Raw genomic sequence first — 26,780 nt, 5'->3', positions numbered from 1 at the left:
TCCCTGCTTTCTTTCTCGTCATTTTACTCATAAGGTGGTCTTCAGCCTCCGATATGGGAGGCAAACTCCGGATTCTTGGACAACTTTACGGCAATGATAACAATCCCGAGTATAATCCATGCCGCTGCAATATACGGGAAAATATTAAACGGGAAAGACGGAACCGGATACACATTCCCATAGATCGGCCAGAGCAGTGACAGAAAGCCAAGAATCGGGATGACTAGATGGCGGATTACCGAATAATTTTCATCCTTGTTTCTGCGAAAGTAACGAATCGCCGCCAGATTGACCATGATGTAAGCAAAAAGCAAGGTGAAGGTGCCGATGGTTCCGAAGTAGGCGTAGAAATTCGATGCACCCGCTGACAGTCCGATCACAAGATAAAGGACAAGTGTGAAAAGGCTGATGGTATTTACTGCATTTACCGGCGTCCCGTGCTTCGGATGAACATAGCTTAAAAATTCAGGAATAGTTTTGTCACGTCCCAGCGCGAACAGTATTCTTGACCCCGCATTGGCCGACCCGAGAGAGCAGGCAAACGCGCTGATCATCGCAGCGAAATCAATGAATGTGCCCATCACGCTGTTCACATAACGCGACGCAAGAACATCCAGTGGTGCATTGGAGCCCGACAATTTTGCAATATGATCTACGCCGAAGCCAATGACTTGGGCATAACTGACAAAGACATAGAAAATACCAGCCATGATTACCGTCCCCAGGATCGCAACAGGAATTGCCCTTTTGGGATTCTTCGCCTCTTCTGCCAGAGTCGATGCCCCTTCAAATCCGGCAAATGACAGGATGGCAAAAATCATGCCGGCACCAATACCTGAGATCCCCGCTGTTCCCGTGGTAAATGGTGTCAGGTTGTTTCCGGAGCTCCCACCTTTTCCAACAACAATGAAGCAGAGAATAAGGACTACGACAATGGAAATGCATTCAAGCATCAGCGCTGCCCGCGTGGAAAGACGAATGTCGCGGTAAGAGAAAAACCAGACCAGAAATATGCCAACCATTACAAGGATCCATTCCGGTACGTGGATGCCAAAGTGAAGCAAAAAAACATTTGCAAAATTACCAAACAGCGCTGCGCATCCAGCGGAATAACAAAAATAGGTCGCCGCAAGCGACCAGCCAGAGACGAAGCCTGTTTTGGGCCCGAATCCCTTGGTATTATAAGCATAGACGGATCCGGAATGCGGAATCCGCTTGGAAAATTCAACGAAAGACACGCCGACAAGAATCATCGCTATCGTACCAAGTAAAAAGGATAGCGGAACGGCTGTCCCGGCAACGCCTGCTGTCGGAGCCGTATTAAAAGCCATGGCCATGGTCGGCGCAACAATGGATACAGACAGGGCAAGAACTTCAATCATTGAAAGATAGCCCTTCTTTAACTTCGAATCAGCCATATAATCCCCTCCTGAGTATGTAAGTTGAATAAAAATCCTTTAATAACATGAATTTTTTGATAATAGATGATATAGAAAAATAAAAAATAACTAACCGTTATCCGTTTCTTCCAGCTGTTCAAAGGCCTGTCTTAGATCGTCAGCCAGATCTTCTGTGTTTTCAATGCCTTTAGAAATACGCATTCTCCGCTCCCTCAAGTGCCTTCATCCTGCTTTCAAACGGCTGCACCGTCGGGTTCGAGTTCCATCCGTAGATGTGACCCGTTTTCTTCCCGATTGCGACATCGTACCATTCGTCCATGTCGTCATAGTTATACGCCACACTGACGATCACCGAAACATGTGTCGCAAAATGGCACAAGGGCCACCTTCTCTCCGGTTCATACCGTCTGCGTACCAATACCGGCCTTTTTCGCTCCTTTTCCCATTAATTATTTGCTCAACCGTTTTCCATTGTATAAACTTATGACATCTGATGTTATAAAAGATTACTTTAAGTGTAAATGAACACAAAGTTAAAAACTATTGTTCAATTTGTATGAAAATTCAGCTGAATTTTTTGTCACTTTTTAGAGATAAGTTGACGAATAGCTAACTTTTTCACAAATTCATGAAACAAAAGTCAGCGTTAACAGCACTACATGGTTAATTAATGTTATTTTCAGTATTTTTCTATTATAATAAGAGCAACCGATACGGATCTTTTTCTATCATTCGGCATGTTTTTTGACAAATCACGTTTCGGGGAGTCCTGATCAATGAATTATACGCTCAGCCATATCCTATCTCATTCGTTAATGGCCAAAGCGGTTGTTCTTTCGGGACAGAACGTGCTGGAAACACAGCCTGTCGAATCGGTTTCCGTGATCGAGCTCCCGGTTGAACGTTTTGTGAGAAAGAACGAGTTTGTCCTGACGACAGCGATCGGATGTCAGGATGAACAGATCTTCCTGTCATTTGTTAAAGAAATCCGTGATTCCGGTGCGGCGGCTTTGGCGATTGCTATCGGCGGATATATACACCATATTCCTCGGGTCGTCCTCACTTTTGCTGTAGAGAACAATTTCCCGCTGATCACTTTACCGTGGGAAATTCGTTTTTCCGATGTCATTAAATCGATTATTTCAGGAATTCATCAGTGGGAACAGCTCTCCCAGCATAACGTCGACGATCTCCAAAGGGAAATGCTCAGGTTCTTTCTGGACGGGCGGTCCATCCGTGATGCTCTCCAAGCGATGGCGGCCGTTTTCGGCATAAAGGTTGCTCTCCGTCAAGATGGAACTGGGACAGTAATTTTACCAACAGGACAGGCAAGGGAGGAATATTTTAATCCTGATTTCTTGGACGAAGCCCCTCCAACCGGCACCGGCGAAGCCAGTAAATGGCAAAAGATTCGGAAGACAACCTTTCAGATCTTTCCTTTTCAAACGTTAAACCAGCAAAATGTTTCCCTCATCATGACGACTGATAGACCGGCATTACTGCCAATTCCTGACACCACTCTTGACCAAGCGGTGACCCCTCTTAATTTGTGGTTTAAAATGGAACAACCACACTCCGAGAAGATTCAGGAAGAAAAAGCGGCATTTTTAAGCCAGTTGATTCAGGGAAAATGGGACGATTCGAAAGAGCTGGAGATGAAGGCTTCTTCCTATGGAATAGCGCTTTCGGACACGTTTATCGTGATTCTTGGTCAGCCAGAAAGCGATTCGAGCAAAAACCAGCGGTATCTCGCAAAACCTAAAGTTGAGGAGCTGATTCTTGTATGCTCCTCAGATCTAGAAAGAAAGACTTTCTGTGCTTTTTATGAAGAATTGCTGGTTATCTTTTTGGAAACGAAGGATGATGGCCGGAAAGACTTCATCCTGTTCTTGGACCAGGTAACAAAACGACTGGCTGACGCTGATTTCCCGGCTTTTTCCTGGGGAATTGACGACCGTCCGGGCAGCATTCCATCGCTGCCTAACCATTTCTCCCAAGCAAAGACTGCTCTGGAGATCGGTAGAAAGTATCAAGGGCCCGGGCATCGGATGATTTATTCCGAAACCGCCTTCTACCGCGCACTCGAAGCCCTGTCAAGAAATGAGGCGGCAAATGAATTGGTACAAAATACACTCGGCCAGCTCATTGCTTATCAGGGAGAGCACGGCCTAGACCTGCTTCCAACATTGAAATGCTACATCAATTGCAAGGGAAACGTCAGCCAGGCCGCCCGCGTGCTTTCCCTTCAGCGTCAGTCCCTCATCTACCGAATCCAGAAAATAGAACATCTGTCAGGAAGATCCCTTTCAGATCCTGACGATTTGTTTGTCTTTCAGCTCTGTTTGAAACTACTGAACGATTAAGTATTATCGTGCTGCACAGAGTGTTATGGCACAGCTTTAATTAGGATTACATCTCGTGATTTGTATCTTCGATTGTGAAGTGATTTCTTAATCTATCACTTGGTTTTTTAGTATAGACCAGGATAGATAGCCGTCAATCTAGAGGCAAATCGTATTTGTCATCTAGCCCAACTTACCTATCTCTCCTCCCCTGACCCAAGAGTTCCTTAAAAAATAACGGTTCTCATTAAAGTGATCTGATCCGCTATGATTCAGCCTTTAAATTGTCAAAGTGGAATTCAGACAAAATCGAATGATTTTTAAAAAAGTTCGGTCTCTATGCCGCCGTTCTTAAAATTGGTTCATTCTCAGTAGCATCGGTACAGCCCTTTTAAAATTGCATGTTTTTACGATTGGAAAGATAGCTTTGAAGGTGACAATCTGATGAACCAAATCATATATTTCATTCCCTTTATTCAAAACATTAAGGAACGTTCCATACCAAATCGACCATGAGCCTTCGTCACAACAACTTTATTTGACCTAACTTCTAGCTCCATACTGCTTCTTATAATAATTCATATACTCACCAGACTTGATCTTGCGCCACCAGTCTTCATGATCGAGATACCATTGTATCGTTTCTTTAATCCCTTTCTCGAAGTTGTATTGCGGTTTCCAGCCAAATTCCGTTTCAATTTTTGTCGGATCAATCGCATAACGGCGATCATGACCAAGACGGTCCGAAACATGTTTGATCAAACCACGGGATTTTCCAAGTGTATCCACGATCAATTCAACGATATCAATATTCCGCTTCTCATTGTGACCACCAACATTATAGACTTCTCCTGGCTTACCCTTGTGAAGTACCAAATCAATCGCTGAGCAATGATCCTTAACATAGAGCCAGTCACGGATATTCTTACCGTCACCATAGACCGGAAGTTCTTTGCCCTCCAACGCATTCGTCACAACCAACGGGATTAGTTTCTCCGGGAAGTGATACGGGCCGTAGTTGTTTGAGCAGCGTGTGATATTCACGTTCATACCATAGGTTTTATAATAAGCACGAACCATTAGGTCTGCAGAAGCTTTGCTCGCCGAATAAGGACTGTTTGGGGCTAAAGCAGTTGTTTCTGAAAAATAGCCCTCGGATCCCAGAGAACCATACACTTCATCCGTCGAGATCTGAAGATACTTTTCCACATTCTTGCTTTTCGCTACATCGAGCAAAGTTTGTGTACCAAGTACATTTGACTTTACAAATAGATCGGGTTCAGTGATACTGCGATCGACATGCGATTCTGCAGCAAAGTTAACAACTGTATCGATAGCAAACTGATCAATCACGTACTCCAGTAGTTCACGGTTACAGATATCTCCATGAATGAAATGATAGTTTGGACGATCTTCAACATCCTGCAGATTTTCCAAATTTCCTGCATATGTAAGTAAGTCATAATTAACAATTGTATCTTCAGGATGGAATTTAATCATATGATGGACGAAGTTGCTGCCGATAAAACCGGCACCTCCAGCTACAAGCAGTTTCATCAGTCTTCGACCCCCATTTCAAAATTAATCTCCGCATTTTTAAGTAAAGGGTGGTACTGATCTTTTTCTGAGAGAATTGGATCGCTGACCGGCCAATCAATGCCTATATCCGGATCATTCCACATAATGCCACGATCCTGTTCCGGTGCATGGTATTCATCCACCTTATAGAACACATTGACATTCGGAGTCAGGGTACAGAAGCCATGGCAAAACCCTTTGGAATCAGTAACTGCCATCGATTGTATTCACTAAGAATGAATCCACCCCATTTGCCAAAAGTGGGTGAGCCCTTACAGATATCAACCATAACATCAAGAATAGTACCGGTCAATGCCCGCAGCAGTTTCATCTGACATTTCGGATTCAATTGATAGTGAAGGCCGCGAACGATTCTGTGCTCACTAGATAACGATTGGTTGCCCTGAATAAATTCAGCATGGTTTGATGCGAATTAATGACAATTAACAGGCACCAGTGTCGAAGTTTCGTCTTGCAAACAAGTTAAGTGCATATATCGGAATCGCCCTGCCTAATCTGAAGGACAATAAGGCAAAGAAAATATAATAGTTTTTACCCCCCATTTTCAGACTAAAAAGATGATCCCATTTCAGCGGGATCATCTTTTTTTTATTTAATCGACTATGCGACTTAATTATTTTAAACCGTCCATTAATACGAACTTCCGCTGGAATCGCCAGAACTGTTGGAACTGCCGGAGCTGTTTCCAGTACCCGTGCCTCCCGATGAAACAGGTGCTGCCGAAGCATTGTCCACAGTCAATTGTCCCTGATTCAGAATATCCTGAGACCGCACTGAGGTTTTATCCCCATCGATGGTCAGCAGGAAACTGGGGGCAAACGTTGAACGATCATTACCCGGTAGCCCGCGATTTGTCATATAGCCGGTGATGACAACATTGGTCGGACCTCCATTTGTTTTTAAATTCTTAATGTCCGGAAGAACATTGAAATAAGAATAAGTAAAAGTCCGGCTGTCCAGTGCTTCATGCGATGCCAGAACTAGCCCAGTCCCGTTCAGGGGAAGGTACGGTCCCTGAAGATGGTCGGCAACAAAACCAAGCATATAGACCATGTTATTGGTAAACAAAGGTGACGCAAACCGATTTCCCCGTGTAACCGTAAATAGATACCATTTTCCATTCAGCTGGAAAATATTTGGGCGCTCAATTTCATCAGATACAAGATTAGAAACAATTAAAGGCTTTTCAACACCGACAACATTATAATTACTGTCCAGTTTAACCAAGCCGATGGCTCCATTGGCAAGTGAAGCATATCCTTTCTCACTGCCAGACAGAAGGCTTTTCTGTTCATTTTTGAAGAATGTATTATTCCCGCCGTAATATGCCTGATTATACAGGGAAGGCTCTCCTTGATAACCATCGTCAGTGCCCGTATTACCTTCAAAGACAAGATATTTTGTTCCATCATTATCTTCGATATAATGCGGGTCTCTTAAACAATGATCATCACCGTTGACATTGGCACCCTGATCAGCCGTTTGATAGAGCTTCCCATCCCCAGCAAACAATGATTTCAACCCGGTTAAGTTTTTCACGCTGAGAATTCCCTGACTATCTTTAGTCGTATCTATATTGACCTGAGCGGTTGTCAGAATCTGATCACCGTAAAATTTGTTGGCAGGATCCCAAGGCTGGCGATCAGTATAAAATAAACGGACATTTCCGCCGGCAGTCAAAACAGCCGAACCGGACCATTCTTCTGCCTGAGTTGCCAGATATTTATCATTCGGCAACGCGTATTCGTTTGCATTTTCCCCTTTGAAAATACGCCCTGCATTTTTCCAAGCATCCAGTGAATTATCCCCAACTTTCTGGTAGAAAAGATAAATATAATTTTCTGAAGAATTTGGCGCGCCTGCCATAGCAAAAACTAGGTGGTACCCGTCATAAGTGGCCAGTGTTCCATCGGTATTCAGCAGCGGCCAGCTGTCCCAAACATCCATGGCAACAGGTGTGGTACTACCCAATTTTTCCTCGGTAGCCGAAGGAATATTGTTTATATTTTCACTGTCAAAGTTGGGAACCTTAAATTGAGAGTAAAGCTGCTGGTTTGGAATCTGCAGCATTTCATAACGGGTAATCAACGAGACACCATAGCTGTCGGAATAATTAACCGGCGATTTACCCAAGCTGGCAGCATAAACATACCCCTTTTGATTATTGTAACTGACCTGAAACATGAAGGATGAAAGAGGACTCGTCGTGCTCAATGGCTCGTCAATCCCGATTGAGCTACATTCGCGTTTATTCTTGGCTGTCGAATTATAAAGAATTGACGCCTTTATCGTGTAAAAATTCACGACTGTTGGTTTCGTCGAAAGATTTGTTTTTAAAACATAACCCTTGTGATTCCCATACTGCACCTGATACATATTTGACGAAAGCGGACTCGTCGTATTAAGCGAATTGTTGACCTGAATCGTCGCCACCGAACGTTTATTATTATTTGTGGAATTGTACAGATAAGCTGTCTTCACCACGTAAAATTTGACATTTTTCGGCTGAGCCGACAGATCTGTTTTGTAAACATACCCGGTCTGCTTTCCATAGCGGACTTCATAATAACTTGAAGAAAGAGGACTCGTCGTAAAGAGCGAGTTATTGATCTGAATCGTCGTTAGCGAACGCTTATTACTCTTTGTGGAATTGTACAGATGAGTCGTCTTTGTCACGTAAAATTTTACGCTCTTTGGCTTCGTTGCCAGATTGTTCCGATAGACATAGCCTGTTTTCCCGTCAAACTTTACTCGATACATGCTTGATGATCGGCTACTTGATGTAGTCAGACGATTATTGATTGCAATCGTGCTGATTTTATGCTTATGAAGAGACGTTGAATTATAAAGATCTGAAGTCTTCACAACATAATACTGATAAATTCTTGTCTTTGCCTGAACCTGAGAAAAAAGCATTGCGAGACTAAAAATTGTACAAAGCATTAAAATGACCGCTTGACTGACAAGTTTTTTCAAATGCAGTTCCCTCCCTAATAATTCATCCTTTCAATATGTAAATATAATCATCAATTAAAAACTACTAATAAGCAATTTTAGTATTTATATCCTAATGTTGCAATAAAAGATTTGGTTACAATTAAACTATCTCACCAATCAGTTTATCCCGAAACATTGGTAAAGGAATCAAGGTGCTTCATATATCTAGTGGGTACATCAGCACTTTGAGCTGTGCCTTGAACATTTCATAAAAAAATCCCGTTCCGAAAAGCGGGACAGGAGAAAATTACTTTAAAATTTGTTTGAATAATCGACATCGAGGTCCACTGATCCGTTGATTCCGTTAACAGACCCATTGCTGGTATATTGCCAAAGGTCAACATTATAATTCGAACCAATACCCTGACTAGTATCCTCGCCACGATATCTAGCAAGCCAGAGCAGTAAGCCGCTCTCAAGTTGAGATCCAGAACCAACTATGTTAGTTTCATAGAAAGACTTACCTGAATAAAGCCCTAATTTCGTGAATCCTTTCGACTTCATTTCATCCATAAAAGCATTAATATTTAAAGACATTTGCTTAGGACTAATTCCACTAAAAAGGGTCGTGCTACCCGATTTTGCTTCAACATCTAGGAACGTGTATCCAATAGAATTAGAATTATTGATTCCTGCCTGTTTCAGTATTGAAATGTAATAATCGGCTTCGGCAGCTGCATCCTTTGTATTACGAGCGCGAAAGAACTGATACGCGTTCAGCTGAAGACGTGGTGCTTCTTCCTTCACCTGCTGAACATAAGTTGCAAATTTGCTGTCATAAAAATAAGAGTTAGACCCTTCAGAAGGGGCACCTTCTGAAGCTTTAAGGATAACAAATCTGTTCCCGGCATTATAGAGCGCATTAAAATCTACGTTGCCTTGATAGTGCGAAATATCAACACCGTATTTCAGAGCTGCCGGAGGAGCGAAGTGACTTAGATCTGTATCCAAATTCGCTTTGTTAACAAATCCTTGTGTGCCATTATCGTTGATTTTCAGCCAATTGCCACTTTGATCTTTACCAATTACAGTTACAGGTGTTCTTTCACGCAATGTTGCGACAACAATAGAATTCGACGTTGGATTTTGGTAAACATTTAAAAAATCGTACCCAATGTATGCTGTATATGTTTTAAACGGAGCAGGTACTACTGGCTGTGACTGCGACGTTGACACCGGCTTGGGCTGCACTGGTGGTATCGGCTTTGGAACCGGTTTGGGGCTCGGTACCGGCTTAGGTTTTGGTGCCGAAACGATTTTCGGTGGATATCCTGTTTTGGTGGACTGTGCCGCAACATAACCCCAGGAGCTTCCGCATTTGACATAGTACCAGTTGCCGATCTGACCATACACGGTTAACTCATTATTCCGATTGAGTGACCTTACAGGCCGCCCATAATCATTGCCCGGACCCTTGTTCATGTTCAATGTTGACACGTTTACATAGACGTTAAAGGAGCGGAACATGCTTCTGCTGAGATATTTTGTCTCAACGTAACCCGATTTGCTGCCGAAAGAAACTTTGGAATAACTGCCGGTAATTCCGGTTACTGTCACCCTATTCGTTATCGATAATATGGCAACAGTTTTGTAATGCGTACTTGGTTGACTGCGGACAGGCAAAGTATACGTGGTTACGTAGGCGCTGTATGCTATAAACTTCGGTTTGGGCGGGGTCCCCTTCTTTATGTATTGTTCAGAGGCATAACCAACTATATTTCCGTATTTGATATAATACCAGCTACCATATTGGGCGTATACCGTTAACCGGTCATTGTCGTGAAGATACTTGATGATCCGATTTCTTGTGCTTGCTCCCGCGCGCAGACACAATGATGACGCTGTAACATAGGCACTGAATGGGCTGAAGTTGCTGAGGTCCGTTGTCAGAACATAACCGGACTGGCTACCATATTCTACTTTGGAATAATTGCCGCTTTTTCCGATAACAGTGACTTTCGCACCTCTATATGACGTGCGAACCATCCTGTAATGAGTACTTGCCGCATTTCGGATTTGCAGAGATACCGGTATCACATACGCGCTGTATGATTTGAACGGGTTTGGTGGAGTGCCCTTCCTGACATATTTCCCCCATACATAACGTATGCTCCCTTTATAGGAAATCTTTGTCCAGCCTCCCGTTGTCCCCAAAACCGTTATACCATTATTCTCATGAAGCGTGCCTGCCGAACGATATCTAGTCCCCGGGCCTATGTATACGCTTGTAGTCTTCGCAGTGATATAAGCTCTGTACGCTGCTGCAGCCTGAATGATCTGTCCCCGTTCTGTAAGTGACCCGGCAAAGAGTGAACAAAACAGTAAAACTGCAGCCACACTTTTTAAGCATTTGGTCAATGCTCACCCTCCCTCCTTTCATTTTATTCTATTAATTCATCTGATTCCGCCTTTCTCTGAATAAAGCTGACGAATGATTTTATGTAAACTCTCACCAAGCTATATTCATTAATTATTATCGTAATTAAAGTCTTTTATTTAAAGGGAAAAATATGTTAAAAGCTTGTTACAGGTCATTGTTATAATTGAAGTTTTAATGCTTTAATGATTGCACGTGACATGCCATCAATACAATAAAGCCGAAAAATTACTTCATTAATCAACAAAAGTGTGTATAATCATTAATAGCTCGACTCATTTTGATGGAGGCTATCATGAAAACTGTGTCAATACTCATTCCTGCATATAACGAAGAAGAGGTCCTTGATCAGTGTTATCATCGCACAGCAGATGTCATTAATTCACTGACCAATTACGAGTTTGAATTGTTATTTGTGAATGATGGAAGTAGAGACAATACACTTTCTATAATCAAATCCATGCGCATGCTGGATCACCGCGTATCCTATGTCAACTTATCACGTAACTTTGGGAAAGAAATTGCTATGATCGCCGGACTGGACTATGCGAGAGGTGATGCAATCATTCTCATGGATGCAGATCTACAAGATCCACCCGAACTAATTCCAGAAATGATAAAATACTGGGAACAGGGCTACGACGATGTCTATGCGAAAAGAAAAAGCAGGAAGGGTGAATCCTGGCTAAAAAAATTCACATCAGCTGAATTTTATCGCCTCTTACAAAAAACGACACGTATACCAATTCAAAGAGATACCGGCGATTTTCGCCTGCTTGATCGGCGTGCTGTGAATGCCCTCAGGCAACTTCGTGAATCACAGCGTTATACTAAGGGCATGTTCAGTTGGATTGGTTTTAACAAAAAGGAAATTTTATTTGACCGGGATCCGCGTGCTGCCGGAAAGACAAAGTGGCATTACGCAAGCCTAATAAATCTGGCAATTGAAGGAATCACTTCCTTTACAGTTGCACCACTACGAATTTCTTCAATTGTTGGTTCTTTCGTTTCTTTTTTTGCTTTTATCTATATGACATTTATTATTATCAGAACGATATTATTTGGAAATGATGTCAGCGGATATGCTTCGCTGATGACTGTCATTCTTTTTCTTGGAGGACTTCAATTATTATCAATCGGCATTATTGGCGAATACTTGGGACGAATTTTTAACGAAACAAAGCGGAGACCGCTGTATTTTATAGACGAGTATAATGATGAAAAAGTTAAGGAGATTGGACATCTGCATGAAACGATCCGCTGAAGTCGTTCTTTATTTAATCATGGGTATTTTGACGACAATCATAAATATCGCGTGTTTCCTTGTGCTTATTCAATTCCATATGGATTATAAAATAGCCACCACCATTGCATGGATTGTATCTATAATATTTGCCTATATTACAAATAAAATATACGTATTCAAAAGTAAAACGGAAAACTCAAAAACACTGATTAAAGAAATATTCTCTTTCTTCTGGTTCCGGCTGCTTTCTTATTTTATCGACCTGGGTTCGATGATCTTAATGGTAGGTTTTCTTAAAACCAATGAGACATTGGCAAAAATTATTGCTAATGTCTTTGTTGTAGTGATTAATTACGCATTCAGTAAATGGTTTATTTTTAATAGAAAAACTTCAAGTAAAAGAAATATTTAATTTTTCGCTTGTATCTGAATAAAAATATAAAAAAATTTCAGTTATAAAAATGAGGGATGTATTTGCATGCTAACACTGAAGAAATTAAAGCCGTATCAATTCAAAATTATCTTAAGTCTTTTTTACGCCTTTGTTAGTTATTTATACATAAGACCATTTTATAAAACGGGAATGCTATTTTCTGGAGATGATCTATCTTTTCATTTAAACAGAATTGAAGAAATCTACCAAAGCATTCTCCACGGTTCATATATTCCTAATGTTAATATTTATACTTTTAATCAAGTTGGCGATGGTGTCAATTTCTTTTATCCATGGATGACTATATATCCCTTTGCTATTCTAAGGTTTATCGTCCATAATCCTGTCAACAGCATCTACACAGGATTATGGATACTGACTTTGCTCACTTTTATTATTTCCTACTATTCCATGGAAAAATTTTGCCGTTCCAGATTACAAAGCGTTATTTTCTCATTAGTTTACACACTTTCGATGTACAGAGCTCTGGATATTTTCAAGAGATTCGATCTAGGTGAATCTATAGCGATTGCATTTTTGCCGGTTGTATTCTTAGGCATCTATTGCTCCTTATATGGTGACTACAAAAAATGGTATTACTTGACGGTAGGGATGGTTGGACTTATCTATTCTCATTTGTTAAGTTCAATCATCGTTGTAGTTTTTATAATATTTATTATAGCTTTAAGTTGGACACAACTAAATAGTAAACTATTGAGATTTAAATGGCTGATCTTATCAATATTTCTGACTGTAATGACAACCTCAATTTTCTGGGGACCTTTTATAGAGCAATATTTAGGAACACGTACCAACAAACCCTATATCGGAGACTTATTGACCAAATCTCTTAGATTAAACGATGTTGTTAATCTGTCATTTTCTAATACTTTTTGGCCATTTAATTTAGGCATCTTTTTGGGTATAACACTATTGCTGGGATGGATTTTCTTTAAGAATTTTTCTAGAATATATATTAATATATATCTCTTGAGTATCTTGACTTTAATCTTGTCCAGCAACTTTTTTCCGTGGAAATTATTTCAGAATACGCCGATTAACATCATTCAATTTCCGTGGAGATTACTCACATTGACTGATTTATTCTTAGCGGCTTACTGTTCAAAGATATGTGTTACCCTGATCCAAAAAACGAGAGAAAAAAAGATCAATAGTGCCTTTATTATATTTTTAACAATTTTTCTGCCGATTATCTTTTATTACTCTAGTGCTCAGTCTTTTGAGAGAAGTGTACAAAATCAAAGCTTATTAAATTTTAAACCCAGTCAGAATCATACAATATATCCATATAAAATTGATTCGAAAAACTATCATTTTCAATTTTTTTACTATTGGACTCCAGGAAATCAAGACTATTTTCCAATAAACAGTATAGAATTTATAGAGCTTTATAGGAGTATTATGACACATAGAACATTTATTAACGGGAAAAGTTCTACGATCAATCCAAGGCAAAATGATAATTCTCTTGTTTATTCCATAAATCATGTCAAAAAAGGAGATTCCATAGATCTACCCTTTTTAGCCTACAAAAATTATCAGTTGAAAATTAATAACCAAGTTTTGAAATACGAGGTAAGTCACAGAGGAACAATTAAGACTTCCGCTTTAGGCGAAAACAATAAAATTACAGTTAAATATGAGCCATCAATTATTGATAAACTAAGTCTTTGGACTACGGTTACAACTTATATTGTATTGATGTTAATCTTCATTACAAAGCGAATTCCTTTTATTTCTTCTTGGCGTTCACATAGAAGTAAGACAATTTAAATATAACACTACACTGATCCCCGGGATAAGTATGCTGCTTGACTGCATTTATTGCAGGTAGTCCATTATATTGTTATTGCGTGAGAATTGAGTTTCACCAATTTATTAATAGAAACAGGTGTGAAGCAAATGATTCGAAATCGATCTAAGCTTTTGGTTGCTGTACTTTCTTTCATCCTCCCAATCCTTTTATTAAATATCATTTTTTTCTCAACAAAAATTTATCCGTTTGGAAAGTATTCACTTTTACAGGCGGATTTGAAATATCAATACATCAGTTTCCTGGCTTATCTTAGGACCAGCATTTTATCCGGCCATTTTAATAATCTCGTCTATTCATTTTCTGCCTCTGTCGGGAGCAGCATGAGCGGATTAGTTGCCTACTATTACTTAAACCCGCTCTTTGTTGTTCTGCTGTTTTTTAAAACTGACAGTTTGCCCACGGCTCTATACATCATTTCCAATTTAATCGTTGGTCTTGCTGGGCTGTCCATGTTTTATTATTGCACGCATAGTAAACTTACCAAAGTCCGCTTATCGTTTATATTGATTTTTTCATGTTCCTTCGCGCTCATGTCCTATAATTTGACCAATCTATCAAATGTCATGTGGTTGACGGATATTATCATACTTCCATTTGTCGCTTTGGGTATCGAAAAATTGATCACTGAAAACAAGGGAAAAACCTACTTCTTTTCTTTGGCGCTTTCGATTCTTTTCAATTACTACATTGGTTATATGCTGTGCATTTTCTCAATCATCTATTTCATCTATATATGGCTGCTCAAACATGATATCGATTTAAAAAATATTAGAGAGTCTGCCTCTATTTTTAGAAAATATATCATACTATCTGTATTTTCGGTTCTTGTTAATTTGTTTTTATTGCTGCCGACCATTATTGCAACTGCCGCTGCAAAAAGCAGCAGCACACATCAGAGCTTTTCTTTTCATTCGCTTATCAATCCCTTTCTCGTTGTCAGAAGTTTATTAGTGGTTAAAAATACTGAATTTGCCGTACCTAATATATACTGTGGCCTATTGATCACAGTGCTAGTTGTTTTGTACTTCATTAACCACAAAATTCCACGCAAAGAGAAATTGATTTCGCTTTTTTTACTGCTTTTTATATACGCCTGCTTTCAGTTTCAACTTCTTAATATTGCTTGGCAAATGTTTCGGACACCGCAAGGCTTTCCGCAGAGATTTAGCTTTATCATGTCATTTCTATTGATTATTTTAGCAATGAAGTCCGTTCAGGATTTGAGCCATATGAACAGAGCTGATTTCATTAAAGCATTTGCGTGGATAAGTTTGGTCATGTTTTTTACGATACTATCGTTACATTACGGTTATATCAGAACGAGTTTAAAACAAATTATTCTGTCCCTATTTGTTATCGCCATCTATTCTGGATTTTTACTCTTTCTTTCAAAAAATCCTGTACGATTCAGGCTACTTACCATCTCATTGCTGATTTTCATCGCTAGCGGCGAATTAATCACAACGGGGTTAGTTTCTTTTGCAGAGAACGGACAGCATGATGATTATCAAAGTTTCAAAAACTACGTTGATCAAAACCAACCGGTCATCCGTAGAATTCAGAATCAGGATCAAAGCTTTTTCCGCATTGAGAAAAATTATGAACGCTTTGGGCCCGCTTTGGATGATTCGCTTTTATTCAATTATTATGGAATCAGTCATTATAGTTCGAGTCTTAACATTCAGACAAGAAATGCTCTTGGAAATTTAGGCTTCACTTCCTTCAATTCCGTATGGCCGAGCTGGATTGATTACAATCAGGGAAGTACGATCGCTGATGATACACTATTAGGTGTTAAATATGTTATTTCTGATTCAGACATGCTGAATACAGGCAATCTCAATCATTATCAAAAAACCTATTCCTATTCGGGAAAATACATTTTCAGAAATCCATATTTCGTGGGTACCGGAATGCTGTCGAACAGCGATTTTACAAAAATGCACAGCACTGACAATCCTTTCGACTATCAGAACGAATTCTGGACGCTGCTTGGCAATAGCAGAAAACAGCTGTTCAATCCGATCAGGTATGCTAAGACATATCACAATGTGCGGTTGATAAAGGGAACATTAAGCAAAGTTGATAATCTAAAAGATGGTTATCTTACTTTAACTTTTCATCAGCAAAACGGCAATCCCGTGTATTTCGAATTGAGCAACTATAGAAATTGCATACAACAGAACATCAGCTATCAGGTTTTCTTAGGCAATAGATTTATTGCTTCATATCCGACTTATCTAAATAATGGAATTATTCCTCTTGACATGAAAGGGGTCAAAGGGTTGGTCAAATTACGTTTAGAAATTCCGGCGAATGCATCCATTGCGAATCCGGATATTCGTTTATATGAACAAAATATGGCCGATTTCAAGTCAATCATAGGCAAGCTTAAAGAAAATGAGTTCACTGTATCAAAAATAAACAGTACTTATCTTGAAGGAAAGATTACGGCAAGCGCGCGTAATCAATATTTATTCCTTTCCATACCTTATGACAAGAATTGGCATGCGACTGTCAATAATCGGCCTGTCCAGATTAACAAAGCTGTAGGCAACTTTATTCTTATCCCGTTAACCAATGGAGTAAATAAAATTGTCATGCACTACTCAAATATTTATTTACTTTGTGGCGTCATCGTATCGCTGATCGCTGTCTTAGCTCTAATTGCCGGATTTGTAATGACCCAATTCAAAGGCCACCGGGGGAACCTTTAAGATAGATTATAACCGGCATTCTTGTTCAGTTTCCTTTTTCTATTCATTTTTAATGATTTAAAAACCTGATCACATAATTCCCTTTAATATGGGTATCGACAAGTTATCTTAATGGGGGTTATATGTGACACGATAGCTTTATTGTTTTTGTCAATATGATATTGAGCCAGAGTGATCACATTAAAAGTGAGCCACTTTATGAAACTGAAATACCATTAATGGGATAATATGGGTTTAAGGGGGCAATGGCCCGGGGAGGGCCATTGCCCCCTTAAACCTTCGCTAATTCCAGGCTTACCCTTTGTCTTCTTGCCGTTTCATACTCTGCCTGAATCGGTAGGATTCCCCATTAAGCAGATGAATGTGACAGCGATGCGTGACCCGATCAAGGAGTGCGGCAGTCATCTTTTCATCGCCAAACAAGCTCGTCCATTCATTAAATTCCAGATTGGTTGTCAGAATCAGACTGGCCCGCTCGTATCGGCTTGAGAAGAATTGGAACAGAAGCTCAGCCCCGGTTTTGGAGAAGGGGACATAGCCGAGTTCATCTACAATGACCACATCCAACTTCAACCATTTTTTCTCTAGCGCATTTAATTTCTGCTCCTCATAGGCTGTAAGCAGCTCTTCGACTAATTCAGACGCCGTGATAAATTTGGTTTTAAAACCGTTTTGAATCATTTCAATACCCAGGCCAATCGCCAGATGGGTCTTTCCGGTACCGCTGTTGCCGAGAAAGATCACATTCTCTTTCTTTTGAACGAACTCACCTTTCGCCAGAGTAAGAAAATGATTTCGGTTTAAACTGGGCATCAGGCTGAAATCATAGGTGTCCAGCGTTTTATGCACGGGAAAGCGGGCCTGTTTCAATCGTCTCTGACGCTGATTCTCTTCCCGGCTCTGAGCTTCAGCTTCAAGCAAGGCCAATAGGTAGTCCTCGTAACGCAGATTATGTTCTTCCGCTTCTCGTGCCAGAGACCGGTACTGTTTGGCCAGAGTTGGCATTCTAAGCTGACGTGTCAGATGATCTAATAAAAGTTCCGTGGTCATTCGTTCACCCCCTTACCAGTTGTCGGTATTGACTAATATCGGTCACTTTCACCTTGTAGCCCTGCAGGGCTTCCGAAGTTTGGCCAGCCAGGCGAGTCACATTGCCGGTCACCTGTTGAATGATTTCATAAACCGCTTCGTACGTGAAGTTCTGCCTTCGTTCCGCTTCGGTCAGTGCCTCGGTCAATGTGGCCATACCCAAGTCCCGGTGAAGGAGTAGAAGTCGAATAAATTTGCGGTCTCCAGCTGCGCCTTCAGCCTCACGCATTTTGCGGTGAAATTGCCGGAAAACTTCAGGGATCTGCGGACTCTGAAAGGGGAGCGCATCTCGGATGGCACGCGGTTTTTTCAGAAGCGCCTCCAGATAGTGATCCAGACGGGTGAACAGCTGATTTCGTTCGTAAGAACGAGGATACTCCGCGATCACTTGATTCTGAGCCACAATGACCAGATGATCCACGAACTTCTTGACCCAGACGGCCTGTCCCACATAAACGCAAGGAACGGAATACTGATTCGTTTCCACATGAATTAAGGAGAGCTGATTGACCTGACAGGACACCAGTTGGCAGGCTTCAAACGGTGTTTCCGGTAGGGGATGGAGCGTCAGCTTTTCCCTGGCCCAAACCTGGGCCACCGTTTCATCGGTATGCGGAACACGGACGTGTTCCGCTTCTTTCTGGCACCACTCCAGAAGGTAGTCATTCAGCTCATCCAGGGACTGTACGTCTGGAAAAGGAACGAGTGTGTTACGCCGGACATAACCGACCGTTCCTTCAATCCGGCCTTTTTCATTTCCCCTTCGGGGATTGGCGAATGTGGCTTTGAATCCGTAATGCGCCTGGAGCGCGATAAACGCTTCCTGTTCCAGGCGATGCCGGCCCTCCAGAATTTTCTCTACGGCTGTTTTCAAATTGTCCAAGAGGCCTTCGACCGGCACACCTCCCAGAAATTCAAAAGCGTGTACAAAGCCATCCAAAAAAGCCTCCTGTTTCTGATGGGCATAGGCTCGGACAAAACGTAAACGGCTAGATGAGAGCTGGAGACAAAACAAAAAGATTCTCTGCGTCCGCCCGCTCAGGATGATATCCGCCTCACCCCAGTCGAACTGGAATTGAAGGCCCAATTGAAACTCAAGGGGGATGAACACCTCCTTCTGTTTTTGCCTTCTCCGAGCAACGAGTTTACGAATGTTAGAGGCAGATCCTTTGAAGTTGTATTCTTCGACCAATCGTTGATAAACTCTCGCCGCCGTATGTTTCTGTTTGACCCAGTGTTTTTGATCCTCAAGGAGCCACTGATCGATGACGGGCAGAATGCGTTGAGTTTCCTCTGAGTATTCTTTCTTCCCGTACGAACGTTGCCGAACCGCAAGGGTCGGAGGCTCCTTCTGTTTGAGATATTTACTCACCGTATTTCTTGAAATCCCTAAATTTCTCGCAATCTCACGTTGAGAAAGGCCTTCAACCTCCTTCATAATTTTGATACGATCATAGAGAGCCATATCGATCATCCTTTTTTCCCTCTCCCTTATGTAGAATTGCTGGTTACTTTTCTATCATAGGAAAGATGGGCTAAAAATTGGAAATCATGTGGCTCATTTCTATGCGATCATTTTGCCTATAAATGGCTCAATTCCAAGTTATCAAAAACATTTATCGGGTAGTTTTAGATTTAATTGTAAGCTTGTCCTCACGATTATAATATAGGGTCAGATGATTGTTTTGATCTTATATTATTCATTAGTGATTATATTTGTAATGATACCGCAGCTTTCTCTCTTCTTAGAATAGGCATTAAGCACACTCTAGGCCTTGGTACACAGGATATTCTGCTGGGCAATAGTTCTGGTGGAGCGTTCAACTGACCCAGATCATGTCTCGCCCTAGTCAGACTCAATTCCGGCAGAATGACAGACTGCTATGAAATAAATGATCATCTCTACCGGAGAAAAAAAGTGAGGCTGATCCGGCTCTCACACTATAAAAATAGAGCAAAAAAATCCACCCCGAATGCTATATTTCAGCATTCGGGATGAACTTATATTGTGTGCTACATTTATTGCTTAATTTGAGATACAAAAGAGGAGGATACCCAGCCTTCTACAGAAGGCGAGTTAGGAACATGGACTTCGTACCATCCACTAGTTGTTACAAGCTGTCCACTACTATTCATTACCGGACTCAAGTAGGTGCCATTTGCAACACTGTACAAAATGCCTGAACTTGTTGAAGTATCTGTACGTATATTCAAATCTCCGCTAGTTACATTTACAACTTGAAGTAAGTTCTCAATGTTTAGATACTCACCGTATATCCATCCATTTTGCCCACCGATGCTTACCCGATACCATCGATAGACGTAATTATCAGAGCCACTAGGATCATAGCGTACATCAGTGTTATAACCTAGTACTGCCACTGGGGTACTCTGACCCACGCTTCTTAAGAGAGTGCTAGTCGTAACATAGGGTAACGACCGCATGTTTACGGATGATGTGTTTACAACATTTGCCAACGTGCCGGTTGGGAAGTTGATCACCACATCAGATGGGACAGGCTGCCCGGCAGGAATATTTGTTTGATAAGTCGACGTATCTTGGGAAGATGATGCTTTCTCTGCCGTATTCGCATAATATGCCGGATCTAAAGGCTTGATCTCCTGCATGATTGCTGCAATGCCGCCGGCCCAGTTTGGATCGGTCGCGTAATTGACATTCATTCCTTTCAAGGTTGGGCCATAGGCACTGTCGTAATAGATGCCCGTAGCATTTAAATAATTGTATCTAATCTGTGAAGCTGTAAAATTAATACTCTCCGAATCTGTTGGAAAATAGTATCCACATGTAAATGGAGCAACATCATAGGCACCATAGCCGTAGAGATTGTGCTTATAAGTATATAAATCCGATTGCTCACCCCATCCGGTTTCCAAAATGGCATGTGCCAAAAGATATTGTGCATTGACGCCGTACGTATTCTGAGCATTGATAAAGCTTTGGGCGTCTGTTTTGAGCGGGCTGTTTGGATTATATTTATTAAAGAAATTCACAATGTCCTGAGCTGTGATATCCGATGGTTTTCTTAGATCAATTTCAGTATAATCCGATAGACTCTGCACAGAGCTGAATGCCCTCTTGTCCAACCAGCCAATCAATCGGCCATTTACCGTAAATTGATAATAGGTTCCAAAATTTGTTTGAGATTCACGGACGATTTGCGCTTGCTGACCATCATAGCTTGAACCCGAAGCTACATATGGCGTACCCGAGCCGAGATAGGGGACGCTCCAGATCCCGTCATAGCTTGCAGCATTGATCTGACCTACGGCATTCATTGTATTATTATAATTAACCTGGCCAATCGTACTAAACGCTTTTTTATCCAGCCAACCTACGACTTGACCATTCGTTGTGAACTGCTCGTAAGTACCGTAGGTTGTTTTCGCCTCCCGGACGATTTGAACCAGCTGATTGTTGTATTTAGTTCCCGCAGCAACATAAGTGTTGGCTCCACCGGCATATGGATTTGTCCATATACTATCATAGCTCGCAGCCTTGACCACTCCAGCCTCATTTACTGCATTATTATAATAAGTCTGACCAATGGAGCTAAAGGCTTTCTTATCCAACCAACCTACGACCTGACCATTCACCGTGAACTGTTCATACGTCCCATAATTCGTTTGTGCCTCTCTAACGATCTGCACCTGCTTACCATTGTACTTCGAAGCCTGGGTCACGTACGGCGTCCCTGGACCGAGATAAGGATCACTCCAGATCCCATCATAACTTGCTGCACTGATCTGGCCTATATTATTCACCGCATTATTATAGTTAACCTGGCCAATGGTACTGAATGCCCTTTTGTCCAGCCACCCTACAACGTGGCCATTCACCGTGAACTGTTCATACGTCCCATAATTCGTTTGTGCTTCTCTAACGATCTGCACCTGCTTGCCGTTGTACTTCGAAGCCTGAGTTACAAATGGCGTCCCTGGGCCAAGATAAGGATCACTCCAGATCCCATCATAACTTGCTGCATTGATCTGGCCTATATTATTCACTGCATTATTATAGTTAACCTGACCAATGACGCTGAAAGCCCTTTTGTCCAGCCATCCAACCACATGGCCATTCACCGTGAACTGTTCATATGTTCCATCTATCGTTTTCGCTTCGCGTACAATCTGAACCAGCTGATTATTGTATTTGGTTCCCGCAGCAACATAGGTGTTGCCTCCACCGGCATACGGGTTCACCCATATACTATCGGTGCTGGCAGCCTTGACCACCCCGGCCTTGCTTACTGCATTGTTATAAGTTGGGCTAATCGAACTGAAAGCCCGCTTATCCAGCCACCCAACGATCTGGCCATTCACCGTGAACTGTTCATACGCCCCGTAATTCGTTTGTGCCTCTCTGACAATCAGTACCTGTTTGCCGTTATACTTCAAAGCTGGAGCAACGTATGGTGTGCTCGGTCCCTGATAGGGTTGTCCCCATACCCCATCGCTACTTCTTGCGCTTACTGTGGCCACATCATTCACAACTATTCCTGGATCTGCAGCCTGAGTATATTGGACAGCTGAATATGAGGTCACAACAAAAAGAGCAATCAATGAAATGACTACTTTAGCTATAATTTTTTTTTGAAGAAACATTTCACACTTCCTAACTCGCTATTATTTTTCTCCACTGTTCTATTTCCCAAAATATCTCTAGCACAGGGAAGCAACCACTCAATAAGCCAATTAGTTGTCACAAAGCCAAATTTTCCAGTAAAAATCTTGTGTGATCGGAGAGTACAAAGTTTACTAGTTAAAAAAGCCTCCTTTCTTCAAAGATGTTATGTAAAAGATAGACAGAAAAACAATAATCATTATAGTTTGATTGTACTACTTATTTTGAGGAGAACAACATGTTTAATATTGCCTGATTATCAAAAATTCCTCTGAAAAGATAGAAAAACAGTTATTTCTGAAGATTCCGTTTCATTTATTGCAAAGGGATGAGCTGGACCGTGGAGCAAATTATAGTTTTGTCTTAAAATCTCCTTCTATCTCTCACTTTTAAGAATGATAGATAAGTAATTAAAATGAGTATTGATATAAGGGATATTAATGCACCCTTTTTCAGTCCCGGGGTCATATAACTGAACCTAATCACATTATTACCCTTTGATACGGGTATCGACATAAACCCATCTGTTTCTATAATTGGAACTTTTTTGTTATTGTCTGCCGCTGACCATCCTTTATCATATGGGACACTAAAAAATGCCATTTTTTCATGATTAGCTCTTAATTTTGAGGTAAATCCCGAGTTATACCTATGGAAGAAATAGGAAGATTCGCTTTTTCTATTGATCAAATCTCTTTTTAAGTACTTAGCATTCATTTGTTGCATTTGTTTGCCAGGTAATTGTTTTATCTTATTGTTTAATTTCTTAACATCATTATCCGGTATAACAATGGCTTTTAATAAAGCGAAATGTCTTTCAGTAACAGGAATATTCATGAATTGCCGATTGGTCAGAAAATAATTATAAGTAAACCCGATCGGTAAAGTGTTTTTATATTGGTAAGCGTATACAGTATTAGTTCCATTATTATACTTTTCGATTAAAGGACTATGGCTATTCAAGTGCGTTGTAAGATAATACTTTACCGACAAAAAGGGAACTAAGCCATAATCCTGTGAAGGAATGCTGGAAACAATAGCACGGTCATCTCCAATTGAGTGGTAAAAATCAAATATCGACCCATTTACTGTACTAGTGAAAGAGGATACAGAAGGGTAATTATCTATCATCGATAAATTGTCATTAATGAGCGCTGAATTGGCGCGGTAGGGGCCATCAGGCAGTTTTATATTTAATCCTGTCTTGACGATGACATTATATATTTGTTCAGATGACTGGTTCGGTCTTATTTCTTTCATTTTTTGTATATTAATGAATCCATTCAATGACGAAAAGATGACAATAAAGATCATCATCAGAGCAGTCAATTTCTGGCCTTTCATCTTGTTTAGCAAAAAGAATGTAATCAGCAGTCCTAAAATGGCCATTGCTACATAGGTCATAAATAATTTCATATGGAAAACGATACCAAGAACATGAGGATGCCAAGGAAAATACAGTAAATATAGTACAAAAATAATGGTTGCTGCAAAAGTTGTTAATAGGCCCCTGTTAATATTGAATGCTTCTCTCTGATCTAGTACAACAGCAGATACAAGAGCACAGATCAGCACAGGCATATAAAACCATCTTGCATAGTAAAATGCATTAAAAACATAAAAGGAACTATTCAAAAATGGAAGGAGCGCAAAAACAATTGAAATTTTAATCATCTTTGCCATCCAGTTTTTCCTGACCAACAAGAATGAAACGATGAGAGAAATGCCAATTAAGGGCAAATAAGCTGAAGAAGAAGTCCAGTCATTTGGAAGGATTGCTGATTGATCACTCATGATATCCGCAGGCATCAATATGGATTTCAGCAGCATCAAATACCTACTTCCATCATAGATGATTGAACTTGTACCATATAAAAATGAATGCGTACGCGGATTTTGAAATGTAAATAAAATGGAAGGAATGAATAAAATACAGCCTATTCCAACACCGATAATCGCTTCAAAAGCCACCTGAGACAGTCTCCGAATATATTTTTTAAAATCTTCCGTAAGAAATCGGAAGATAAAATACAGAACCAAAAATATGATTTCTCCAATAAAAAAGAAATAATTTAATAAAACATTGATTGCGACCGCTATTAAAAAAAAGCCTGGTTTTTTATCAAGAACAAGCTTATCCATTCCTACCATAACCAATGGAAAAAGTGCAACAACATCATGGAAATGATTAAACATCAAATTTACTGTTGAAAACCCTGAAAATGCATAAAGCAGTGAACCTAAAACAGCATATTCCTTGTTTTTTACATATCTTTTAATATAAGCAAATGATGTCATCCCAGCCGTGCAGTATTTAAGAATAAGTAATGGGCCAATTAAATATGGGAAAAATGAGGCTGGAAAAATGAGACTGATCCAGAAAAATGGGCTTCCCAATGTATAAAAACTGTATGCGCCAATGAAATTGCTGCCCAGATCTGTATTCCAATTCCAAAATATATTTCCCTGTTTAATTGCGGTGCTACTTTGCATATTAAAAGGGATCTGTTGAGAGTTAAAATCGTCAATGATTGTAAACAATCCATGATTTTTTATTATAAATGGAAGTATTGTTAGACTGGCTGTTAACAGGCAGAGAAGAAATACTTGAAGATATTTATGATCACTTATATATTTCTGAACATGCGTCATGGAAACCACGAGAAACTCGCCTTTCTCTTTTTAAGCCATAATACCACATCTCGCCTTAATCTAGAAGACATGTACAGAACACTCTCTCCTTCTGTTTAGAATCCTCATCACCTTAGCTGCTGTGCTCAGATTTATAGAAAAAATCGTGAGAAAGATTATAAATGACCAGAGGTTCCCTAAGGCAGTTTTTTTTTAAAGAGACTTCAATCGCTGCAGTGCGTTTTTCTTAGAATACTTTCCTGGTAAATGTCACCTAATTGTTGTGCATATTTTTCCGGGGAGTGATTCATTTTGATGCCTCTGATTGCAGCTTCGGATTTAATTTTTAACTGATTCGTATTCTGACAGATATTCAGAATGTTTCTTTCCAATCCCTTTTCAATAATCGCACTCAATTGATTACGCTCCTCTTGAGTGGAATAAAAGGCTTCTCCAAGCTTATCCTTTGGTACTTTAATAACCCATCCTTTGTTATTGTCATTTATCTCAGGCAGCGCTCTGACATCAGTTGTTATTACAGGGCACCCCGAAGCTTGCATTTCCAGAACAGAATAGCCATATGTGTCTGCCCAAGTAGGTAGAAGGCCAACGTGATGTTTTTTCATTAATGCTATGACCTGATCGTTTGGTAAGCTGGGATAGTATGTTATCCAGTCTCGATTGTTATTAATAATTTCTTTTGCCTTATTTAAATCTGCCTTTGTTGCCTTTGTTGCATAGTCATGACCGATGAACGAACTAATCATCGTCAGCTTAACTTTAAGACGGTATTGTTCTTTTAAGTTCGTAAAGGCTGTTAATATTTCCATTCCGCCTTTACGGAAAAATTCACGGCCAACGAAGATGAATGATAGTTCCTCCGTCTTTAAATTCTTTTCTTCAAAATTTCTCACAAACAGTTTTTGAGGGGGATGAATGACACAAATCTTGTCTTTTATGCGATCTCTATACTTCGGAAATCTATCTAATAACTCGAGCTGAATTTTTTTTGTGCATTCTGATATAGCAATTATTTTCTTGCATGAATCTTTTGCCAATGTTTCCAATTCTTTTATAGCTTTATTGTCCTGCTCATACGGCATAGATGAATATCTGGGTATAAAGGTTTCAAAAGTCGACAGCCATGGCTTGTTTGAAAAACTAACACTGTTAAAAGTATGCAATAGATCAATTTTGTTATAGCCATAATCGTTAAACGAAAAGCCATAATAATATTTATAACGGTCATTTACTAAATTAACCTTGTTAAGAACTTTAAATAATAAAGATAAATATTGGTTAACATTGAAAACCTTGACGTATTCAACCCCGTCGACTTTATCAATCACATTGCGTTGATAGGGATATGAGTCAAAGATATAACCAACCTTAAGTTTTTCCATCGGTTAATGAACTCCTTCGTCGTTAAGAGTCAATGCCTGCAGAAGAAAACTTTTTTTATTTTCTGCA

The 26,780-nt window shown here is 40.3% G+C and carries 14 protein-coding genes and 2 pseudogenes; 5 read left to right on the top strand and 11 right to left on the bottom strand.

All coding sequences use genetic code 11. The annotated features are described in order from the left end of the window. Nucleotides 1–41 precede the first annotated feature (41 nt). Both COP04_RS04410 and COP04_RS04405 read right to left on the bottom strand, forming a co-directional pair. Nucleotides 42–1,418, bottom strand: a complete 1,377-nt coding sequence (locus COP04_RS04410; RefSeq protein WP_100486874.1) for an APC family permease — start codon at nucleotides 1,416–1,418, stop codon at nucleotides 42–44. Between the two features lie 178 nt (nucleotides 1,419–1,596). After that, nucleotides 1,597–1,818: pseudogene (locus COP04_RS04405) on the bottom strand (hypothetical protein); the annotation flags it as partial. A 358-nt stretch (nucleotides 1,819–2,176) separates the two neighbouring features. Here COP04_RS04405 and COP04_RS04400 point away from each other — a divergent pair. Next, entirely contained in the window at nucleotides 2,177–3,763 is a 1,587-nt protein-coding gene (locus tag COP04_RS04400) for a PucR family transcriptional regulator (protein ID WP_100486873.1), read from the top strand. Between the two features lie 522 nt (nucleotides 3,764–4,285). Here the strand turns inward: COP04_RS04400 and rfbB are convergent. The 4 genes and pseudogenes from rfbB to COP04_RS04380 all read right to left on the bottom strand — a co-directional run bounded on the left by rfbB (nucleotide 4,286) and on the right by COP04_RS04380 (nucleotide 10,696). Beyond that, entirely contained in the window at nucleotides 4,286–5,299 is a 1,014-nt protein-coding gene (gene rfbB, locus COP04_RS04395; RefSeq protein ID WP_100486872.1) for a dTDP-glucose 4,6-dehydratase, read from the bottom strand. Beyond that, a pseudogene (gene rfbC / locus COP04_RS04390) lies at nucleotides 5,299–5,735 on the bottom strand (dTDP-4-dehydrorhamnose 3,5-epimerase); the annotation flags it as partial. The gene rfbB and the pseudogene rfbC, both read right to left, overlap by 1 nt. A gap of 236 nt (nucleotides 5,736–5,971) precedes the next feature. Further along, nucleotides 5,972–8,317, bottom strand: coding sequence for a glycoside hydrolase family 68 protein (locus COP04_RS04385; protein WP_100486871.1), 2,346 nt, complete (start codon nucleotides 8,315–8,317; stop codon nucleotides 5,972–5,974). Nucleotides 8,318–8,590: 273 nt separating this feature from the next. Continuing rightward, nucleotides 8,591–10,696, bottom strand: coding sequence for an SH3 domain-containing protein (locus COP04_RS04380; RefSeq protein ID WP_100486870.1), 2,106 nt, complete (start codon nucleotides 10,694–10,696; stop codon nucleotides 8,591–8,593). A 314-nt stretch (nucleotides 10,697–11,010) separates the two neighbouring features. Between COP04_RS04380 and COP04_RS04375 the strand changes: the two genes are divergently transcribed. The 4 genes from COP04_RS04375 (at nucleotide 11,011) to COP04_RS04360 (ending at nucleotide 16,948) form a co-directional block, all read left to right on the top strand. Continuing rightward, on the top strand, nucleotides 11,011–11,979 hold the full coding sequence (locus COP04_RS04375) for a glycosyltransferase family 2 protein (RefSeq protein ID WP_100486869.1): 969 nt from the start codon (nucleotides 11,011–11,013) through the stop codon (nucleotides 11,977–11,979). Beyond that, nucleotides 11,963–12,373 carry a GtrA family protein gene (locus tag COP04_RS04370; RefSeq protein WP_100486868.1) on the top strand — a complete coding sequence of 137 codons (411 nt, stop codon included), beginning with the start codon at nucleotides 11,963–11,965 and terminating at the stop codon, nucleotides 12,371–12,373. The genes COP04_RS04375 and COP04_RS04370 overlap by 17 nt, the downstream gene beginning before the upstream one ends. A 66-nt stretch (nucleotides 12,374–12,439) precedes the next feature. Further along, on the top strand, nucleotides 12,440–14,188 hold the full coding sequence (locus COP04_RS04365; RefSeq protein ID WP_100486867.1) for a hypothetical protein: 1,749 nt from the start codon (nucleotides 12,440–12,442) through the stop codon (nucleotides 14,186–14,188). A 129-nt stretch (nucleotides 14,189–14,317) separates the two neighbouring features. Then, nucleotides 14,318–16,948, top strand: a complete 2,631-nt coding sequence (locus COP04_RS04360; RefSeq protein WP_100486866.1) for a YfhO family protein — start codon at nucleotides 14,318–14,320, stop codon at nucleotides 16,946–16,948. 294 nt (nucleotides 16,949–17,242) lie between these two features. Here COP04_RS04360 and istB read toward each other — a convergent pair whose 3' ends face one another. From istB to COP04_RS04335, 5 genes are all read right to left on the bottom strand, one after another. Continuing rightward, nucleotides 17,243–17,998 carry an IS21-like element helper ATPase IstB gene (gene istB / locus COP04_RS04355; RefSeq protein ID WP_100486865.1) on the bottom strand — a complete coding sequence of 252 codons (756 nt, stop codon included), beginning with the start codon at nucleotides 17,996–17,998 and terminating at the stop codon, nucleotides 17,243–17,245. A 4-nt stretch (nucleotides 17,999–18,002) separates the two neighbouring features. After that, nucleotides 18,003–19,511: an IS21 family transposase gene (istA, locus tag COP04_RS04350; protein WP_100486864.1), complete on the bottom strand. Its 1,509-nt coding sequence runs from the start codon at nucleotides 19,509–19,511 to the stop codon at nucleotides 18,003–18,005. A gap of 545 nt (nucleotides 19,512–20,056) precedes the next feature. Continuing rightward, nucleotides 20,057–22,660, bottom strand: a complete 2,604-nt coding sequence (locus tag COP04_RS04345) for a GW domain-containing glycosaminoglycan-binding protein (RefSeq protein ID WP_100486863.1) — start codon at nucleotides 22,658–22,660, stop codon at nucleotides 20,057–20,059. Between the two features lie 382 nt (nucleotides 22,661–23,042). Beyond that, nucleotides 23,043–25,331 carry a YfhO family protein gene (locus COP04_RS04340; protein ID WP_239984950.1) on the bottom strand — a complete coding sequence of 763 codons (2,289 nt, stop codon included), beginning with the start codon at nucleotides 25,329–25,331 and terminating at the stop codon, nucleotides 23,043–23,045. A gap of 203 nt (nucleotides 25,332–25,534) precedes the next feature. Beyond that, complete coding sequence (locus tag COP04_RS04335; protein ID WP_100486861.1) at nucleotides 25,535–26,713, bottom strand: glycosyltransferase family 4 protein; 1,179 nt, start codon at nucleotides 26,711–26,713, stop codon at nucleotides 25,535–25,537. Between the last annotated feature and the right edge of the window lie 67 nt (nucleotides 26,714–26,780).

This window comes from Sporolactobacillus pectinivorans, from assembly GCF_002802965.1.
Classification (GTDB): Bacteria; Bacillota; Bacilli; order Bacillales; family Sporolactobacillaceae; genus Sporolactobacillus; species Sporolactobacillus pectinivorans.
Note: the sequence above shows the minus strand (reverse complement) of the source record. Positions and strands in the feature narration are given on the sequence as shown.

Coding starts and splice junctions, on each gene's coding strand:
- COP04_RS04410 (WP_100486874.1), bottom strand. CDS start 1,418: ATGGCTGATTCGAAGTTAAAGAAGGGCTATCTTTCAATGATTGAAGTT.
- COP04_RS04400 (WP_100486873.1), top strand. CDS start 2,177: ATGAATTATACGCTCAGCCATATCCTATCTCATTCGTTAATGGCCAAA.
- rfbB (WP_100486872.1), bottom strand. CDS start 5,299: ATGAAACTGCTTGTAGCTGGAGGTGCCGGTTTTATCGGCAGCAACTTC.
- COP04_RS04375 (WP_100486869.1), top strand. CDS start 11,011: ATGAAAACTGTGTCAATACTCATTCCTGCATATAACGAAGAAGAGGTC.
- COP04_RS04370 (WP_100486868.1), top strand. CDS start 11,963: ATGAAACGATCCGCTGAAGTCGTTCTTTATTTAATCATGGGTATTTTG.
- COP04_RS04365 (WP_100486867.1), top strand. CDS start 12,440: ATGCTAACACTGAAGAAATTAAAGCCGTATCAATTCAAAATTATCTTA.
- COP04_RS04360 (WP_100486866.1), top strand. CDS start 14,318: ATGATTCGAAATCGATCTAAGCTTTTGGTTGCTGTACTTTCTTTCATC.
- istB (WP_100486865.1), bottom strand. CDS start 17,998: ATGACCACGGAACTTTTATTAGATCATCTGACACGTCAGCTTAGAATG.
- istA (WP_100486864.1), bottom strand. CDS start 19,511: ATGATCGATATGGCTCTCTATGATCGTATCAAAATTATGAAGGAGGTT.
- COP04_RS04345 (WP_100486863.1), bottom strand. CDS start 22,660: ATGTTTCTTCAAAAAAAAATTATAGCTAAAGTAGTCATTTCATTGATT.
- COP04_RS04340 (WP_239984950.1), bottom strand. CDS start 25,331: ATGACGCATGTTCAGAAATATATAAGTGATCATAAATATCTTCAAGTA.
- COP04_RS04335 (WP_100486861.1), bottom strand. CDS start 26,713: ATGGAAAAACTTAAGGTTGGTTATATCTTTGACTCATATCCCTATCAA.